We start from the raw sequence: 17,121 nt of genomic DNA, 5'->3' as shown, positions 1-17,121 counted from the left end.
AAAAATCATTTATTTTTATTTGACAAAATGAAAGTAGTTTCCTTCTTCTACGGTAATTTGTTTTTCTTTGACATTCACAGACGTTAGTTTCACAAGGGAAACATATTCATCAACGAGTCGTTCTTCTGCTTCTTCCGACTCAACGAGCACACCAATGCCAACAACGTTTGCACGAAACTCTGAAAGCAAACTAATCATACCGTTAATTGTTCCACCAGCTTTCATAAAATCATCAACAATTAAGACATTTGATCCTTCTCTTAAACTCCGCTTAGATAAAACCATCGTTTGAATGCGTTTTGATGAACCGGACACGTAATTGATGCTGACCATTGATCCTTCCGTTACTTTACTATCACGACGAATAATGACGACAGGTACATTTAAAAAACTCGCAACTGCATAAGCTAACGGAATTCCTTTTGTAGCAACCGTTACAACAAAATCAATATGTTCATGCGCAAACGCAGAAGCATATAGACGCCCAATTTGGTTGACGATGCGCGTATCACCGAGCAAATCCGTCATGTACAAATATCCCCCTGGTAATAATCGCTCAGGGTCTGCTAGGCTTGTACATAATTGCTGAATAAATTGTTTTGCTTCTGCTTCCGACATTTTCGGGACATATTGCACTCCTCCGGCAGCCCCAGGGAGCGTGCGCAACAAACCGATTCCTTGTTGTTCAAACGTTTGCTTAATAATAGCTAAATCTTCACTAATAGACGATTTTGCTGATCCATATCGCTCTGCAAAAAAAGTCAGCGGTACAAGTTGATGTGGGTGATAAAGCAAATAGTGCGTCATATCCACAAGCCGACTGCTTCGCCTTAATTTCATGTGATAACCTCCTTATTGTTCGTGCCTTTCCCCGATTAATCGAACAGCATATACGTGTTCACAAAAGCCCCGCAACCCGTTATATACACGTTGCAAACGTGAATCGTGTTGAACAAGGCCGAATACGGTTGGACCACTGCCACTCATTAACGATACATCTGCTCCAAAACGCTTCATTTGTTCTTTAATTTGAGCTACTTCCGGATGCATGTTTAATGTGACACTTTCTAGTACGTTCCCCGCAAGTGCACAAATTTTTTCGTAATTTTTCTCTTTAATGGCCGCAACCATTCCATCTACATTCGGATGATCAACGGATTGTAAATTTAAATTGCGATACACATCCGCTGTTGATACCCCGATTGTGGGCTTAGCTAAAATGACCCAACTTGGCGGAGGGGCAGGAATATGTTCAATTTTTTCCCCACGTCCTGTTGCAACCGCCGTTCCCCCATATACACAAAACGGAACGTCCGAACCGATCTCTGCGCCAATTTCGGCAAGCTCATCTAAACTTAAACCTAACCCCCAAAGTTTATTTAATCCGCGCAACGTTGCAGCTGCATCGCTACTCCCACCCGCAAGACCTGCTGCAACAGGGATGCATTTCGTAATAGAAATGGCTACGCCGCGACGAACGCCAAACTTTTCTTTTAACAATTTTGCAGCTTGATACGCTAAATTTCGTTCATCATCCGGCACAAAACGATTGTGGGAGATAATTTGAATCTTATCACAATATAAATCCGCTAACTCTACACGGTCAGCTAAGTCAATTGTCGTCATCACCATTTTGACTTCATGATAACCGTCCGGACGCTTATGTAAGACATCAAGAGATAAATTAATTTTCGCTGGTGCTTTCACTAACAACCTCAACCTGTTCACCTACTTTTCCGACTTCAAACTCCTATCGACATTTTACCACAAAAAATAGTGAACAAATACGTGCCTTTTCAATAGCTACAAAAAAAGAGACAACCGATATAGGTCGCCTCCTTCACTATCATGAATGTGAGCTGCTCATCGCTACTTGTTCGTCATCGAAAAATGTAAGCTGCACCGTCTCTGTCAATACGTCTGCATAACTATATGATACACGTTCAAAAGCGTTTTCTTCTTGATCGAGTTCAACGACAAATACGGACGGATATGTTTGGGCCAACACGCCGCAACGCTCGATTGTCTTTCGACGCCCACCGTTCGCTTTCAACGTCAATCTTTTACCGAGATTCGAATCCAACACTTTTTTAATTTCCGACAATGTTTTTCCCATCGTATCCACCTCACTATTACGTAGTATAACAAACAGAAATGAATAAGTCAAAAAATAAAAATTATATCAACAAAAAATATTTTATGTCAATACTTTTGTTTTTATTATGGACAATAATAAAAAAAAATTATGTATAAAAAGTGTTAAAAAACAAAATCATATTGCCTTATCTTGTCTTTTTACCACAACGGCAAAAAGACAAGAGGCATTTGTTTATGTTTGCTCAGCAATCGTCCGAAACGGCATTCCTGTTCGCAAAACGCCTCGCGTTTCAACACCGCCAAGCCCTTTTTCCCCCGTTAATGTATTTCTTAACACATCCCATACATTGACACGATCCATAAAAGGAGTAAAACTAACACGTGAAACAATATATACAGGATCAAGCGCATGAATATTGACGCGTGCAGGCGAGCTAGCAAAGTTCGCACCTGCTCGAATAAGCGATTCGAAATGAGATTGACAAGCCCCAGCAAAAATGACGAGTTGATCGAGATTCGGAATTTTTTTGCGTGCCTGTCGCACCGTTTGCACAAAATATTTCGAATGACGATACGCTTTTAAATCGTCCACTGATCCTTTTGATTTTGAATATGCATCATGCCCAGTGACAACTAAAATATCTGGACGCACTTGTTCAAGTAGCGGAATAATCCGATCAGGCATGTCTGTTTCGTGACAATGAACACCATATACCGGAACACCAATTCGTTCATACAACTGCATACATTTTCGTAAATAAAGCGGGTCTCCATCGATATGAAGCACTCGTCCTGGCAGTTGGAAAAAATCCATTTTCACTTCGTATCCACCAGTCGCTTCATATTCGCTTTTTTCCCGCAACAATCGATAATCTTGACGCAGCAATTTATAACATTGCTCAATATGTTGTTTCTCCTTTTCTTCTCGCTTCTTCTTTTCTCGCTCATCAATAACAACTAAATCGGAAAATGGAGCGTCCGCTATAAGTCGAACGTCTTCTCCATATAAAATTGCTTCTTTTTCTCCTTCTTTTTCTTTTATATCAATGACTCGAAACAAAATATCATATTCATACGATTTTCGCGCAACAATGTCACCAATTTGAATCATACACGCCCGCCCTTTCATCTGTTTTGTTTGTAACATATGCAACGAGAAGATCGAACGTGTAAAAAAAAGAGGCTTTAAGCCTCTTGTGAAAAAGTGTCGTATAGTCGCTCGCTCAGAAGAGCAAATTCAGCGATAGTAAGCGTTTCTCCTCTTCGCTTCGGATCAATATGAGCAGCTTGAAGCGCCTTTTCAATTTCATCTTTTTTCTGTTTACCGCCTGGTAAGTGGCTCATTAAATTGTTTAAAATCGTTTTACGCCTTTGCCCAAAACTTGCACGAACAACAGTAAAGAAAAAATCTTCGTTCGACACAGCGACAGCAGGTTGTTCTCGCTTCAATAAACGAATGACTGCAGAATCTACATTCGGCTTCGGTACAAATACAGTTCGTGGCACATGCATGACCGTTTCCGCGTGCGTATAATATTGAACAGCAATCGTCAAGGAACCGTAGTCTTTCGTTCCAGGCTTTGCCGCCATGCGCTCTGCTACTTCTTTTTGCAACATAACGACCATTCCGCGAATAGGTAAACGATCCGTTAACAACTTCATAATAATCGGTGTCGTGACGTAATATGGCAAGTTGGCAACAACCATAATATCTTCTACATCCGCTAACTGTTCCGATATTACTTGTTGAACGTCAGCTTTTAAAATATCTTGGTGAATAACGGATACGTTTGAATATGGGGAAAGCGTATCCGCTAAAATAGGAAGAAGCCGCTGATCAATTTCAAATGCGACCACTTTTTTTGCTCGTCGCGCTAATTGTTCTGTAAGCGCCCCAATTCCCGGTCCAATCTCGATGACACCTGTTCGTTCAGAAAGCTGAGCAAAATCAACAATACGATGTAAAATATTCGGTTCAATTAAAAAATTTTGTCCAAGGCTTTTTTTAAATGAAAAACCGTATTTCGCTAAAATTTCTTTTGTACGCGTCGGTGTAGCAATATCTTTATACATGTTCTTCCTCCTGCATCACTTGCTTCATCGCTTCGACAAACTGTTCTTTTGAAATTTGAAACATTTGTAACCGTTTATGCAGTTGTTTTCCGTTTGTATATCCGATTTTTAATAGTTTACCTAACTTTTCACGACGAGCACGCGCTAGCGGTCCCCCGATTAATCCTGCATCGACAAGCTGCTGAAATGAAATCTCTTCTTGTGGATCGATCATTTCTTCGTACACACTTAAAAGCGCTGTGCGAATCGCTTCAATGGAAGCATGTTCAACGCCGAGCCCTTTTCCGTGTTTGCCTCTCGCTTCTTCGCGCGTCAAAAATGCGTGTTTACATCCCGGCACACGCTCAGCAATTGTTTTACGAATTTTTTCTCCTGGGTAATCAGGATCCGTAAAAATAATAACTCCTCGCTGTTGCTGGGCTAAACGAATACGCTCGATCGTTTCATCATTAATCGCTGCTCCGTTCGTTTCAATCGTATCTGCATCTACCGCACGGCGAATCGCCACCGTATCGTCACGTCCTTCGACTACGATAATTTCTTTAATTTTCATAAAAACCTCCATCTATCCATTTATCTTCACTCATTATAACGAAAAAAACAGAGGATCGCGAAATCCTCTGCAGTTATTTTAAAATTTTAATTTTCACACGCTTTGTTCCCCAACGATATGCGGTCGATTTATCTGGGAAAAATACGTCAATTTTATATCCTCTTACATTCGCTCCTGTATCTGCAGCAACAGCATATCCGTACCCCTCAACGTATACTTTTGTTCCAAGCGGGATGACACGCGGATCGACGGCAATTACCTTGGCGTTTGGATTTGAACGTAAATTTACGCCTGTTGCGGTCGTTCCAGAACAGCCACCACAATACGCTGTATATGCTGTGGCAATCACATAAAGTTCATCAGCTACCTCACCACTTCCACGGGAAGCTAATATTCTTGGAACTTGTTTTGTTCCAATCGCAACAATACGATTTTTACTTTGTTTAATCGTCTCTGTTTTAATAAGCTTGCGCGATACTTCTTTTCCGTTTTCTAAAATCACTTCATATTGCTTTGCGACAAGCCCTTTCTCCCCTTCGCTAATGACCTTTTGTTTTCCTTTCTCTAATTGCGCATCTTTCTTTTTCACAACAGTATAATTGACTGGTTCTTCCACTACATCGGTGACTTTTTCAACTCGAACAATGTTTATTTTTGTGTTTGGTTGAATCATGTCATTCAATTTTGGTTGAACGCGATCCAGCTCTCGTAATGTAATATGTTGTTTAGCTAAAAAGTCAGCGACCGTAGTCGAAGTAGACCAAACTTGTTGCTGTTTGCCGCCGTCATTTAATGTAATCGGAAACGCTTTACTTATCACTATTTTCATGTTGTCTTTTACTTTTTCGTCGACGTTTGGTGATATTTCGTCATAGTCACGAAGCTGGATTTGCTGAATATGCAATACATCCTTCACTGTTTTCGCCGTCGTCCTTAATCTCTTTTCTCCCCCGTCAACGACTAATACAATCGGCTTGCTTGCTTCCCATTTCACCGTTAAATGATCAACAATTTTAGTTTTCGGGGAAGGAGATATAAAATCTTCTTGTTTTAACTGAATATTTTGTTCTTTTAGCAGCTCAGCAACTGTATTTGCATGCGTACGCACTTTTTCCTCTTTTCCGTTTGCATACAACGTCACGGTCTCTTTTGTCCATTCATAGCTAGCATATCCCGTCATACCAGATAAGGCTAAAAACCCTCCAGTAGCAAGTGCAATCTTCTTTTTTGATGTTGATTGCAATAATTTTTTTACATACGTAATCAAAATAAAAACGCCTCCTTTTCCGATAGATGATCGCGACGACCCTCCCTTTCTATGAAGCTTATTATCTATTATTCAAAATATTGTTTCAAAAGGGAAGGAAGACTTGTCGACAAGCTTATTGTATGCTTGCAAAAAAAGTTGTAGAACAATCTCGTTTCATCTTTTCTTTAGACAAGTCTTCCTAATCATCGACACGATTCTCTATCAAATGATGCCGAATAATCGCTTCGCATTGTCGGACGTTTTTTGGGCGACTTCTTCAAAAGATAACCCTTTTAATTCGGCGATCGCTTCGGCAATATATTTGACGTAGCTCGGTTCATTCCGTTTCCCCCGAAACGGATGTGGCGTTAAATACGGACAGTCCGTTTCAATAAGCAAACGATCAAGCGGAATTTCTTTTGCCACTTCTTTCGGTTTTTTTGCGTTTTTAAACGTCACAGGACCGCCAAAGGAAATATAAAAATTCATATCGATGCATTGTCTTGCCACTTCTATACTTCCGCTAAAACAATGCATTACGCCTCCGACTTCCTCAGCGCCCTCTTCTCGTAAAATATCAACAATATCGGCTGTCGCATCGCGATTATGTATAATAATCGGCAACTTCACTTTTTTCGCTAAACGAATTTGTTTTCGAAATACTTCTTTTTGTACGTCTTTCGGCGATTGATCCCAATAATAGTCAAGCCCCATTTCACCGAGCGCTACAACTTTCGGGTGCGCAGCTAAACGTTCAATCATGACAAGATCTTCGTCAGTCATATGAATCGCATCGACAGGGTGCCATCCAACAGCTGCGTAGATAAAGGGATATTCCTCGGCTAGCTCCATTGCCCGTTGAATGGTTGGTCGATCAAAGCCAACGACGACAATATGTGACACACCTTCTGCACGTGCTCGTTCAATCACTTGTTCAACATCTTCGCTAAATTGTGTCGCATTTAAATGTGCATGTGTATCAAATAACATATAACCCCTCTTTTCTTCCGATGTTCAGTTTACCACACAATCCCGTTACATAAATCACAGCTATATAACAATTACATTACAAAATAGAAACAAAGAGGTGTTTTTGCAACACCTCTTTACTTCACTTTTGCTCCATTTGGAAGCGATTCATCCACTGTCGCCAATGACAATACCCCGTCTTTTTCCCCCGCTAAAATCATGCCTTGTGACAGTTCTCCGCGCAATTTCACAGGCTTTAAATTCGTCACGCAAATGACTTTTTTCCCAATTAAATCTTCCGGTTTGTAATGTTTTGCAATACCTGATACAACTTGCCGTTTTTCATAGCCTAAATCAAGTTGCAATTTAAGCAAGCGATCGGCTTTTGGAATTGGCTCAGCATGAATCACTTGTGCGACGCGTAAATCGACTTTCATAAAATCATCAATTGTAATTTCTTCGCTTTTCTCTTCGTTTTGTTCCTGCTTTTCTTCTACATTTGCTGATGTCCCGCTCATTTGTGTCTGAATATATTGCACTTCTTCTTGAACGTCTAAACGCGGGAACAGTGGAGCTCCTTTTTCAACCATTCGCTCTTGTTGTGAAGCACCAAACGTTTGTAAGCTGTCCCAGCTCATTAATTGCTCATCTTGAACGCCAAGTTGAGCAAACATTCGTTTTGGCGTTGCTGTTAAAAATGGTTGCAATAAAACAGCTACATAACGAAGGGACTCCGCTAAATGCGACATGACGGAAGCTAACTGTTCACGCGCTGCTTCGTCCTTTGCCAATACCCATGGTTGCGTTTCATCAATATATTTGTTCGTACGGCTAATAAGCTGCCAAATAGCTGTTAAAGCTTGTGAAAATTGCATTTGTTCCATCGCTTCTTCATACTGTTTAACAGTATCATACGCCGTTTGCACAAGTTGTTCATCAAATGAGGTGTGCGTACCACGATATGCAGGAATACGGCCGGCAAAATATTTTTCAATCATTGCTACAGTTCGATTAAGCAAATTACCTAAATCGTTCGCTAAATCATAGTTTATGCGCTCGACAAAACCTTCTGGTGTAAACACACCGTCTGAACCAAACGGCACTTCACGAAGTAAATAATAACGCAACGCATCTAAGCCATATCGATCAATTAACGTAACTGGATCAACAACATTTCCTTTCGACTTCGACATTTTTCCGTCTTTCATAAGCAACCAGCCGTGCGCAAACACTTTTTTTGGAAGCGGAAGATCTAAAGCCATTAACATAATTGGCCAATAAATCGTATGGAAACGAACAATTTCCTTTCCAACAAGGTGAACATCAGCCGGCCAATACGTTTTATATTTTTCATCATTTTCTGTTCCATACCCTAAGGCAGTAATATAGTTTGACAATGCATCAATCCATACATAAATGACATGTTTCGGGTCGCCCGGAACAGGAATGCCCCAATCAAACGTTGTCCGTGACACAGCTAAATCCTCTAAGCCCGGCTTGATAAAGTTATTAATCATTTCATTTTTGCGCGATTCCGGCTGAATAAATTGCGGATTTTCTTCATAGAACGCCAATAAACGATCGACATATTTGCTCATCCGGAAAAAATATGATTGTTCTTTTACTTTTTCTACAGGACGTCCACAATCTGGACAATTCCCTTCGACTAATTGTCGCTCAGTGTAAAACGATTCACACGGAGTACAATACCATCCTTCGTATTCGTCTAAATAAATATCCCCTTGTTCTAAAAGACGGGCGAAAATTTTTTCAACGACTTGTTTATGACGCTGTTCTGTTGTACGAATAAAATCGTTATAAGAAATATCTAGTTTTTTCCAAAGTTCTTTAATTCCCGCAACAATTTCATCGACATACTGCTGTGGAGTAACTCCTTTTTCCTCTGCTTTTCGTTGAATTTTTTGACCATGTTCATCTGTTCCTGTTAAATACATCACATCATAGCCGCGCATCCGCTTATATCTTGCCATTGCATCGCCAGCTACCGTCGTATAAGCGTGACCGATATGTAATTTATCGCTCGGATAATAAATGGGTGTGGTGATATAAAACGTCTTTTTCGTCACTTGTACCCCTCCTTGTTGCACGTTTAGTAGAAACGCTCTCGCCCAAAGGACGAGAGCGATTGCATATTTGTATTCTTGATCAATACATCTATTCCTCTTATCTCACCAAAATATACATAAAAATAGAGAGCGCTGTCAACTATTCGACATAGCATTGTCGACAAATCATATATATTTGTCGAATTTTGTCGAAAATATATCGATAAATTTGTCGAATTTGTGTTGAATTTTGTCGAATAATATTTATAATAAGGTTTGTATCGTCTTGAAAAGTAGTTAAAAACTGTTATGCATCTCTTGTCAAATCATTCGGATTTTGTCATTTCAGCTATAATTTCGGCGAATTTTATATGCAACGACATGTAAATCATACATTTTTTTTAATCATTGCATATAAAAGGATTGACGCTTAATGGAAAAGTTGTTATGATAAATCCATAGAGATTTTGTCGAATATTGACGAAAAAAGATGAAAAAGGAGAGGAGAATAAAGATGAAATCAACAGGTATTGTTCGTAAAGTCGATGAGTTAGGTCGTGTTGTTATTCCAATTGAATTGCGCCGTACATTAGGAATCGCAGAGAAAGATGCGTTAGAAATTTATGTAGATGATGAGCGCATCATTTTGAAAAAATACAAACCAAACATGACTTGCGTAGTAACTGGGGAAGTGTCTGACGATAACTACAAGCTTGCAGATGGAAAAATCATTTTAAGCAAAGAAGGCGCAGAGGCGTTATTACAAGAAATTCAAAACGTTCTTCAACAGTCAAAATAAGAAGTTTCTCTAGACTTTTCTAGAGAAACTTCTTTTTTTACTTATGATATGCTTCATACACATCTCTTTTCGGCAATTGACGATCTTTAGCTACTTGTTTAATCGCTTCTTTCGATGTATATTGTTTCGTTTCCATATAATAATTTACATGTTCAACAATGGTTAAATCGTTCCACCATATCGATTGTTCATCATGTGTGTGATTCCCTTCAACAAGGAGACAAAACTCCCCTCGCACTTCGTGATGTTCTGCCCAATGCATCACTTCTTCAATCGTTCCACGAATGAAATGTTCAAATTTTTTCGTTAACTCGCGCGCCACAGCCATTTGTCGATTGCCAAATATATGGCGCATCACTGTTAACGTTTCTTGCAGACGATGTGGTGCCTCGTAAAAAATAAGCGTATCTTTTATATGTTTTAATTGTTCGAGTTCTTTTTTCTTTTCTTTCTTATGTCGCGATAAAAAACCATAAAAATAAAAATGATTTGTCGGTAATCCAGAAGCTGTTAACGCCGTAATGGCCGCATTCGCACCTGGAAGCGGAATCACTTTACATTGTGCGCGTAACGCTTCAACTACAAGCTCATGACCTGGATCAGAAATCGTTGGCGTTCCGGCATCACTCACTAAAGCGATATGTTTCCCTTGTAATAGAGAAGCGAGAATATGCTCTCCTCGCGATTGTTTATTATGCTCATGGTAACTAACAAGCGGCGTATGAATATCGAAATGATTTAGCAATTTTTTCGTTTGGCGTGTATCTTCAGCCGCAATGAAATCTACTGTTCGTAACGTTTCAATGGCACGCAACGTAATATCTTCTAAATTGCCGATCGGCGTCGGGACGATGTACAAAATTCCTTTTTCATCTTCTTCAATAAAACTTTTTTGTTCGTTCATCTCATCTCATTCCCCGTATAAAATATGTTTTAACTCGCTTGTATACTCGCCATTTTGTTCGTATACAAAGAGAGGAGGTAATATTTTCAATCCTTTATTGCCGTCTTTCGTTCCTTCGATTAAAATGGTGTTCGCTTCCTTTCCTTCTTTTGGATAAACAAAACGCAAACGTTTCGGCTCTAAACGGTATTGTCGCATGAGTGTAACGATATCTAACAACCGCTCAGGGCGATGAACAAAGGCTGCCTTTCCACCTTGTTTAAGCAATTGACTACTTACGCGAATGACATCTTCTAACGTACAATAAATTTCATGGCGTGCAATCGCAAAATGTTCATTTTTATTCATTTCTTCTTCGTTTGGTGTTGGGAAATACGGAGGATTGCACGTCACAACATCAAACTTACTATGTCCAAGATGAGCAGGCATATCTTTAATATCACCGTGAATGATTTCAATTTGCTCCTCTAGCTTGTTGTATTGTACGCTTCGCTTCGCCATATCATAAATTCTTTCTTGAATTTCTACTCCAATCATTTTCCCTTTTGTTCGTTTGCTTAACAATAGTGGAATGACCCCATTCCCTGTACATAAGTCGACTAAATGTCCTTTTTGAATGGGAACATATACGAATTTCGCCAACAATACTGCATCAAGCGAAAAAGCAAATACAGATGGGCTTTGAATAATTTTCATATCTTCTGCTAGCAAATAGTCGAGCCGTTCATCTTCACGTAACATACACAATCCCTCTTTCTACAACAAAATAGCCTTCCAGACCATTCGTCAGAAAGGCTATTTTTTATTTAAAAATGACAAACAAAACAAACAATCGCCATCGGTCCGTAAACTTCCATAATGTACATTACAAATGTGAAATCCTTCTTGGTACAGACGAGCTAAGTTATCATATCCTTCGCCGATATCAACTAATTTCGCTTTCTTTTGTTTTTTGCCTTGTTCGTCTTTTCGCTCTGACAGCTGTTCAAGCCGTCGACGTAAATGGTCATTTTCAACTTGAAGGCGATGATTTTCTTCAATTAACTCCCCAAGATAATTTTTTAACTCACCTAGCTGTTTATATAAATGAGCAATTTGTTCCTCGATACTTGTTACAGATTGGAAAATTTCTTTTTTATTCACGCGCCATCCACCCCATCACTCTGTGGCTTGAGTAGGAAGAACTTTCTCTTTTAATAATTCGTCAATCGTATATTCAACGACCCGATCTTTTTCGACTAATTCGACTTGTAACACTCGTTCTAAAATATTCAGTCCAACGACCTTCCCGAATCCGAGAGGAGTTTCAATCATTTCACCTAAATCAGGCAGCTGCTCTTTCGCCGTCTCGTATTCATCGTTTTCATATTTTAAACAACACATTAGTCGACCGCATAATCCTGATATTTTTGTCGGATTGAGCGATAAATTTTGATCTTTTGCCATTTTAATGGAAACCGGATCAAAGTCACCTAAAAACGTCGAACAACAAAGCATCCGTCCGCATGGTCCAATACCGCCTAACATTTTTGCTTCATCGCGCACACCAATTTGTCTCAGTTCGATTCGGGTGCGAAAAATGGCTGCCAAATCTTTAACGAGTTCACGAAAATCAACGCGTCCATCAGCAGTAAAATAAAAAATAATTTTATTGCGGTCGAATGTATACTCGACATCAACAAGTTTCATTTCTAATCCGTGCTCTTCTACTTTTTTCAAACAAATGTCGTATGCTTCTTCCGCTGCCTTTTTATTTTCTTCTACAACAAGTTTATCTTTTTGGTCAGCCATCCGAATGACTTTTTTCAAAGGCAAAACAATATCTTTTTCATCGACTTGTTTTTTAGCCACAACAACCTTTCCAAATTCAATGCCGCGAACGGTTTCAACAATGACATAATCACCGTTTGAAATCGGTAAATCCCCAGGATCAAAATAATAAATCTTTCCTGCTTTCTTAAAACGAACGCCTACAACTTCATACAAATGCAGATCCCTCCCGCAACTGCAATACTAACTGTTCCATTAAAAGCTGCGGATTCATATTCGTATGCAACCGCGCTTTTGCTTGTAAAATGGCCTTCATATGTTGAGCAATTTGCTTCTCAGAATAAAGAAAACGCGACCGCTGAAATTCATTTATGCAATCACTGTATGCAATTTGTTGTTCTTCCCCTAGTAACACATATAATAAATCTTTATATAAATATAATAATAAATCTAACCCTATGCTCATTTGTTCTTTATTCGTAAAATGGCTAAGCCAATGTTGCTGAATGACGAGCAACGCTTGGACATATTGCTTGTTTAATGCTTCATATAATTGTATCACTATTTTTCGTGCTTGTGCAAACCAATCATCTTGACTTAACTGAAATGCTTCTTGCACATTATTTGTTACTCTAGCAGCTAATATCGCTAACTCTCGTGGTACACCTTGTTTTTGTAAATGAGCGTATATTTGTTCTGTCGGTAATTTGCGAAAAGAAATCACTTGACAACGTGAAACAATCGTTGGAAGTATGCGATGTAATTGCTCTGTTAATAAAATCGCCACCGTTTTTGCTGATGGTTCCTCTAAAAATTTTAACAAGCTATTCGCAGCTTGAACGGTCATTTGATCAGCATGCTCAATGATATATAGCTTACGATTCGATTCAACAGCCGTTTTTGTAAACTCCTCTTGCAGCTGCTCAATTTGTTGCTTTTTAATTGAATTTCCATCTGGCACAACGAGATGAACGTCTGGATGATTACCAGATTGAATCCGCCGACAATTCACACATGTTTCGCAAGGGTCATCATGTACATTTGTTAAACAAAACAAACGCTTTGCAAATAAAAGAGCCGCTTCCTTTTTTCCTGTCCCTTTTTGTCCTTCAAATAAGTATGCATGAGCCACTCTGCCTTTTCTTATACTGTTGACGATCATTTTAGCTACATGTGGTTGATTTGTTTCGAGCATTTTCCATGACATGACGATCCTCTCACTTTCTTAACAAAGGCTCTATAAGCGCCCACACGTCTTCAAACACTTTTGTTACAGATTGCGTAGCGTCTACTTTTTTTATGCGATTTGGAAAACGATCTAATAACATCATATATCCATCACGCACTCGTTCATGAAACGCGAGCTCTTCTAAATCCAGCCGATTCACTTCTCGCAACCCATTTTCGCGAATGCGCGCTAACCCAAGCGCTGGATCAATATCAAAATAAATCGTTAATGTTGGCATCCAATTTTCAATCGCAAACTCATTAATAGCCAATATCTCATCTATTCCTAAACCACGCGCGACCCCTTGGTAAGCAAGCGAACTGTCAATAAAGCGATCACAAAGAACCATTTTCCCTTCCTTCAATGCAGGAATCACTTTTTCAACTAAATGTTGTCGTCTCGCCGCTGCATAAAGTAAAGCTTCTGTTCGTGCATCCATTCGATCATTATTAGGATGCAAAATGACGGAACGAATTTGCTCGGCGATATCGATCCCTCCCGGCTCACGTGTTGCGACAACATCAACGTGTTGCTTAGTTAAATAATCCGTTAACATGCGAACGATCGTTGTTTTTCCTGCCCCCTCAGGACCTTCAAATGAAAAAAATAAGTAGTTCATCTTAAGCCTCCTCAAAAACTTCGATACAATTTCCTTCTATATCTGTTTGAAAATATGCGCCCGTTTGCTTCAAATATTGAATAAGCTCAACATGTTGCCTTGTCACAATTTCCCCAATAAGTAAAATAGGAATTCCGGGTGGATAAGGGACAACCATTTGAGCACAAACACGTCCGATTGCATCATGAAGCAGCACTTGTTTTGTTTTCCTACCTTTAATCCATTCATAACTCACAGCTTGACAATGCTTTGGTAGTTGAAATTGTACATGTTCGTTTTGTCGTTCGCTTCGAATACATTGTAGCGCATGTTTTATTCGCTCTATAATCATTTGAAATGTTTTGATTTTCGCAAGCGGATAAACAAGTAATACGTTATATGGGTCAGCCATTTCTGTAAAAATTCCGTTTCTTTCTAATATCTGCTGCAACTCGTAACCTGAATGTGCACTGCGCGTTTGTAACGTAACCTTTAACAAATCCGTTCGAATAAGGGGATGCCGTGATTCCACCACATGAATCGCTTCAATTGTTCGCAACTCTTGCTTAAATAATTGAATTTGTTCAACCATTTCATCAATCGTTTCACGTGTCTGTTGCGCAACATAAGCGCGAGCCAAATCAAGCGAAGCCATAATTGGATAAGATGGGCTGCTTGTTTGAAAAACTTGCAAAAAGTATCTTAACGTACGTTCATTTATAAGCTCACTATTAAAGTGCAAAAAAGATCCCATGGTCATAGCTGGAAGTGTTTTATGGGCCGATTGTACAACAATGTCTGCTCCACATTCCACAGCTGATTTTGGAAAAGGTTCCCCAAGCACAAAATGAGCTCCATGTGCCTCATCCACTAACACAGGTATGCGATAAGAATGGGCCAATTGAATAATTTTCGTTAAATCAATAGACATCCCATAATAGTTTGGATTTGTTAAAATGAGCGCAGCGGCATCTGAATGCTCACGCAATGTATGATCAATTGTTTCAAACGACACAAAAGACATCACTCGAACATCTTCATCAAATTCCGGGGAAATAAAAATAGGTGTTGCTCCAACGAGATGTAGTGCATGTAAAATAGATTTATGACAATTACGTTGTACAATGACTTTTTTGTTTTTTTCACATGCAGCTGTAATCATCGCTAAATTACCGGCAGTAGAACCATTAACTAAAAAATACGTCCGTTTTACCCCATATAATTTTGCCGCTAATTGTTGTGCCTGTTCAATCGCTCCCGTTGGATGATGTAAATCATCTAAATGTGAAAGTTCCGTTACATCTAAATGTAGCAATGGTGCAAAAGAAAAAAGAGCTTTTTCATAAAAAACAGCTCCATATTTATGCCCTGGTACGTGAAATGAAATCGGTTGTGTCGAGGCATGTTCACATAAAAGTGTATATAGAGGTGTTTTTGTTTGATCCATCTTTATTCGCTTCCTCGCTCGTTGTTTTTATATATTTATATTAAAATAAAACAGGCCCTAATCATAGTAGGGGCCTTTTGTTATGAATATATTTTATTCTCTCCTATTTTTTTCAGCCGATCAACGTAAAATTTGTATTTTTCATCATTTGTCTCCGTTTGAATGAGATCGTTATGACAATCCATGCATATAAAATGATGAAAAATATGAATTCCTTTTTTATTTTGCCCATTACATACAATACAAGTTTCTTTATAAGACATTTGTTCTCCACCTCCCGCTAACAGTTTTCCCAGTTTCATATAACAATATACTTTGAAACGAATCATTTTGTGCGGGAGTATAAAGAAAGCAATGAGCTAAAAAAGACCAAGACTAAATCGTCTTGGTCTCTTCTTTGCCCGGCAACGTCCTACTCTCGCAGGCGGTGTCCCGCCAACTACCATCGGCGCTGGAGAGCTTAACTTCCGTGTTCGGGATGGGAACGGGTGTGACCTCTCCGCCATCGTCACCGAGCAATATGATGAAGGATTATTCCTTCAAAACTAGATAACAGGTTTTGTGTAGTCGCCTACGCTTTTCTTGTGTGCTTAGTTAAGTCCTCGATCGATTAGTATCCGTCAGCTGCACGTGTCGCCACGCTTCCACCTCGGACCTATCTACCTTGTCATCTTCAAGGGATCTTACTCGCTTGACGCGATGGGAAATCTCATCTTGAGGGGGGCTTCACGCTTAGATGCTTTCAGCGCTTATCCCTTCCGCACATAGCTACCCAGCTGTGCCCCTGGCGGGACAACTGGTACACCAGCGGTGCGTCCATCCCGGTCCTCTCGTACTAAGGACAGCTCCTCTCAAATTTCCTACGCCCGCGACGGATAGGGACCGAACTGTCTCACGACGTTCTGAACCCAGCTCGCGTACCGCTTTAATGGGCGAACAGCCCAACCCTTGGGACCGACTACAGCCCCAGGATGCGATGAGCCGACATCGAGGTGCCAAACCTCCCCGTCGATGTGGACTCTTGGGGGAGATAAGCCTGTTATCCCCGGGGTAGCTTTTATCCGTTGAGCGATGGCCCTTCCATTCGGAACCACCGGATCACTAAGCCCGACTTTCGTCCCTGCTCGACTTGTAGGTCTCGCAGTCAAGCTCCCTTCTGCCTTTACACTCTACGAATGATTTCCAACCATTCTGAGGGAACCTTTGGGCGCCTCCGTTACGCTTTGGGAGGCGACCGCCCCAGTCAAACTGCCCACCTGACACTGTCTCCCACCCCGATCAGGGGTGCGGGTTAGAATCTCAGTACGACAAGGGTGGTATCCCAACGGCGACTCCACCTAGACTGGCGTCCAGGTTTCTCAGTCTCCC

General features: G+C 40.0%; 18 protein-coding genes and 2 rRNA genes (1 of these 20 running past the window's edge). 1 reads left to right on the top strand and 19 read right to left on the bottom strand.

Annotated features, from left to right (window positions below):
- Nucleotides 1-15 precede the first annotated feature (15 nt).
- The 9 genes from purR to metG form a co-directional block, all read right to left on the bottom strand.
- Nucleotides 16-840, bottom strand: coding sequence for a pur operon repressor (gene purR, locus AFK25_RS00255; RefSeq protein ID WP_019418051.1), 825 nt, complete (start codon nucleotides 838-840; stop codon nucleotides 16-18).
- 12 nt (nucleotides 841-852) lie between these two features.
- On the bottom strand, nucleotides 853-1,719 hold the full coding sequence (ispE, locus tag AFK25_RS00250; RefSeq protein WP_026011756.1) for a 4-(cytidine 5'-diphospho)-2-C-methyl-D-erythritol kinase: 867 nt from the start codon (nucleotides 1,717-1,719) through the stop codon (nucleotides 853-855).
- A 127-nt stretch (nucleotides 1,720-1,846) separates the two neighbouring features.
- Nucleotides 1,847-2,116, bottom strand: a complete 270-nt coding sequence (gene veg, locus AFK25_RS00245; protein ID WP_009360777.1) for a biofilm formation stimulator Veg — start codon at nucleotides 2,114-2,116, stop codon at nucleotides 1,847-1,849.
- A gap of 213 nt (nucleotides 2,117-2,329) precedes the next feature.
- Nucleotides 2,330-3,208, bottom strand: a complete 879-nt coding sequence (yabG, locus tag AFK25_RS00240) for a sporulation peptidase YabG (RefSeq protein WP_009360778.1) — start codon at nucleotides 3,206-3,208, stop codon at nucleotides 2,330-2,332.
- 74 nt (nucleotides 3,209-3,282) lie between these two features.
- Nucleotides 3,283-4,170, bottom strand: a complete 888-nt coding sequence (rsmA, locus tag AFK25_RS00235) for a 16S rRNA (adenine(1518)-N(6)/adenine(1519)-N(6))-dimethyltransferase RsmA (RefSeq protein WP_035067840.1) — start codon at nucleotides 4,168-4,170, stop codon at nucleotides 3,283-3,285.
- Nucleotides 4,163-4,735: a ribonuclease M5 gene (gene rnmV, locus AFK25_RS00230; RefSeq protein ID WP_019418056.1), complete on the bottom strand. Its 573-nt coding sequence runs from the start codon at nucleotides 4,733-4,735 to the stop codon at nucleotides 4,163-4,165. Before rnmV ends, rsmA begins: the two co-directional genes overlap by 8 nt.
- 61 nt (nucleotides 4,736-4,796) lie before the next feature.
- Complete coding sequence (locus AFK25_RS00225) at nucleotides 4,797-5,990, bottom strand: resuscitation-promoting factor (RefSeq protein ID WP_035067842.1); 1,194 nt, start codon at nucleotides 5,988-5,990, stop codon at nucleotides 4,797-4,799.
- Nucleotides 5,991-6,194: 204 nt separating this feature from the next.
- Nucleotides 6,195-6,962 (bottom strand): TatD family hydrolase, encoded by a 768-nt coding sequence (locus AFK25_RS00220; protein WP_035067845.1) that lies wholly within the window; start codon nucleotides 6,960-6,962, stop codon nucleotides 6,195-6,197.
- Nucleotides 6,963-7,078: 116 nt separating this feature from the next.
- Entirely contained in the window at nucleotides 7,079-9,028 is a 1,950-nt protein-coding gene (gene metG, locus AFK25_RS00215) for a methionine--tRNA ligase (RefSeq protein WP_009360783.1), read from the bottom strand.
- Nucleotides 9,029-9,515: 487 nt separating this feature from the next.
- Here metG and AFK25_RS00210 point away from each other — a divergent pair, with 487 nt between their 5' ends.
- Entirely contained in the window at nucleotides 9,516-9,806 is a 291-nt protein-coding gene (locus tag AFK25_RS00210; protein WP_180271095.1) for a transition state genes transcriptional regulator AbrB, read from the top strand.
- 37 nt (nucleotides 9,807-9,843) lie between these two features.
- Here AFK25_RS00210 and rsmI read toward each other — a convergent pair whose 3' ends face one another.
- The 10 genes from rsmI to AFK25_RS00160 all read right to left on the bottom strand — a co-directional run.
- On the bottom strand, nucleotides 9,844-10,710 hold the full coding sequence (rsmI, locus tag AFK25_RS00205; protein WP_035067847.1) for a 16S rRNA (cytidine(1402)-2'-O)-methyltransferase: 867 nt from the start codon (nucleotides 10,708-10,710) through the stop codon (nucleotides 9,844-9,846).
- 6 nt (nucleotides 10,711-10,716) lie between these two features.
- Nucleotides 10,717-11,451: a tRNA1(Val) (adenine(37)-N6)-methyltransferase gene (locus AFK25_RS00200; RefSeq protein ID WP_019418062.1), complete on the bottom strand. Its 735-nt coding sequence runs from the start codon at nucleotides 11,449-11,451 to the stop codon at nucleotides 10,717-10,719.
- A gap of 54 nt (nucleotides 11,452-11,505) precedes the next feature.
- The gene (yabA, locus tag AFK25_RS00195) at nucleotides 11,506-11,853 is read right to left on the bottom strand and encodes a DNA replication initiation control protein YabA (protein WP_009360787.1); all 348 of its coding nucleotides are present in this window, start codon (nucleotides 11,851-11,853) and stop codon (nucleotides 11,506-11,508) included.
- Nucleotides 11,854-11,868: 15 nt separating this feature from the next.
- Nucleotides 11,869-12,696, bottom strand: coding sequence for a PSP1 domain-containing protein (locus AFK25_RS00190; protein WP_009360788.1), 828 nt, complete (start codon nucleotides 12,694-12,696; stop codon nucleotides 11,869-11,871).
- Nucleotides 12,689-13,687 carry a DNA polymerase III subunit delta' gene (gene holB, locus AFK25_RS00185; protein ID WP_009360789.1) on the bottom strand — a complete coding sequence of 333 codons (999 nt, stop codon included), beginning with the start codon at nucleotides 13,685-13,687 and terminating at the stop codon, nucleotides 12,689-12,691. Before holB ends, AFK25_RS00190 begins: the two co-directional genes overlap by 8 nt.
- Before the next feature lie 10 nt (nucleotides 13,688-13,697).
- Nucleotides 13,698-14,327: a dTMP kinase gene (gene tmk / locus AFK25_RS00180; RefSeq protein ID WP_009360790.1), complete on the bottom strand. Its 630-nt coding sequence runs from the start codon at nucleotides 14,325-14,327 to the stop codon at nucleotides 13,698-13,700.
- Between the two features lies 1 nt (nucleotide 14,328).
- Nucleotides 14,329-15,753, bottom strand: a complete 1,425-nt coding sequence (locus tag AFK25_RS00175) for an aminotransferase class I/II-fold pyridoxal phosphate-dependent enzyme (protein ID WP_019418064.1) — start codon at nucleotides 15,751-15,753, stop codon at nucleotides 14,329-14,331.
- 80 nt (nucleotides 15,754-15,833) lie between these two features.
- A complete protein-coding gene (locus AFK25_RS00170; protein WP_009360792.1) occupies nucleotides 15,834-16,016 on the bottom strand; it encodes a sigma factor G inhibitor Gin in 183 nt (60 codons plus the stop codon).
- 136 nt (nucleotides 16,017-16,152) lie between these two features.
- Nucleotides 16,153-16,269 (bottom strand): 5S ribosomal RNA (rrf, locus tag AFK25_RS00165).
- 74 nt (nucleotides 16,270-16,343) lie between these two features.
- Nucleotides 16,344-17,121 (bottom strand): 23S ribosomal RNA (locus AFK25_RS00160) (it continues 2,148 nt past the right edge of the window).

Origin of the sequence: Anoxybacillus gonensis, from assembly GCF_001187595.1 — a bacterium.
Lineage (GTDB): Bacteria > Bacillota > Bacilli > Bacillales > Anoxybacillaceae > Anoxybacillus > Anoxybacillus gonensis.
The sequence above is the reverse complement of the archived record's forward strand: the minus strand, read 5'-3'. Positions and strand labels throughout refer to the sequence as shown.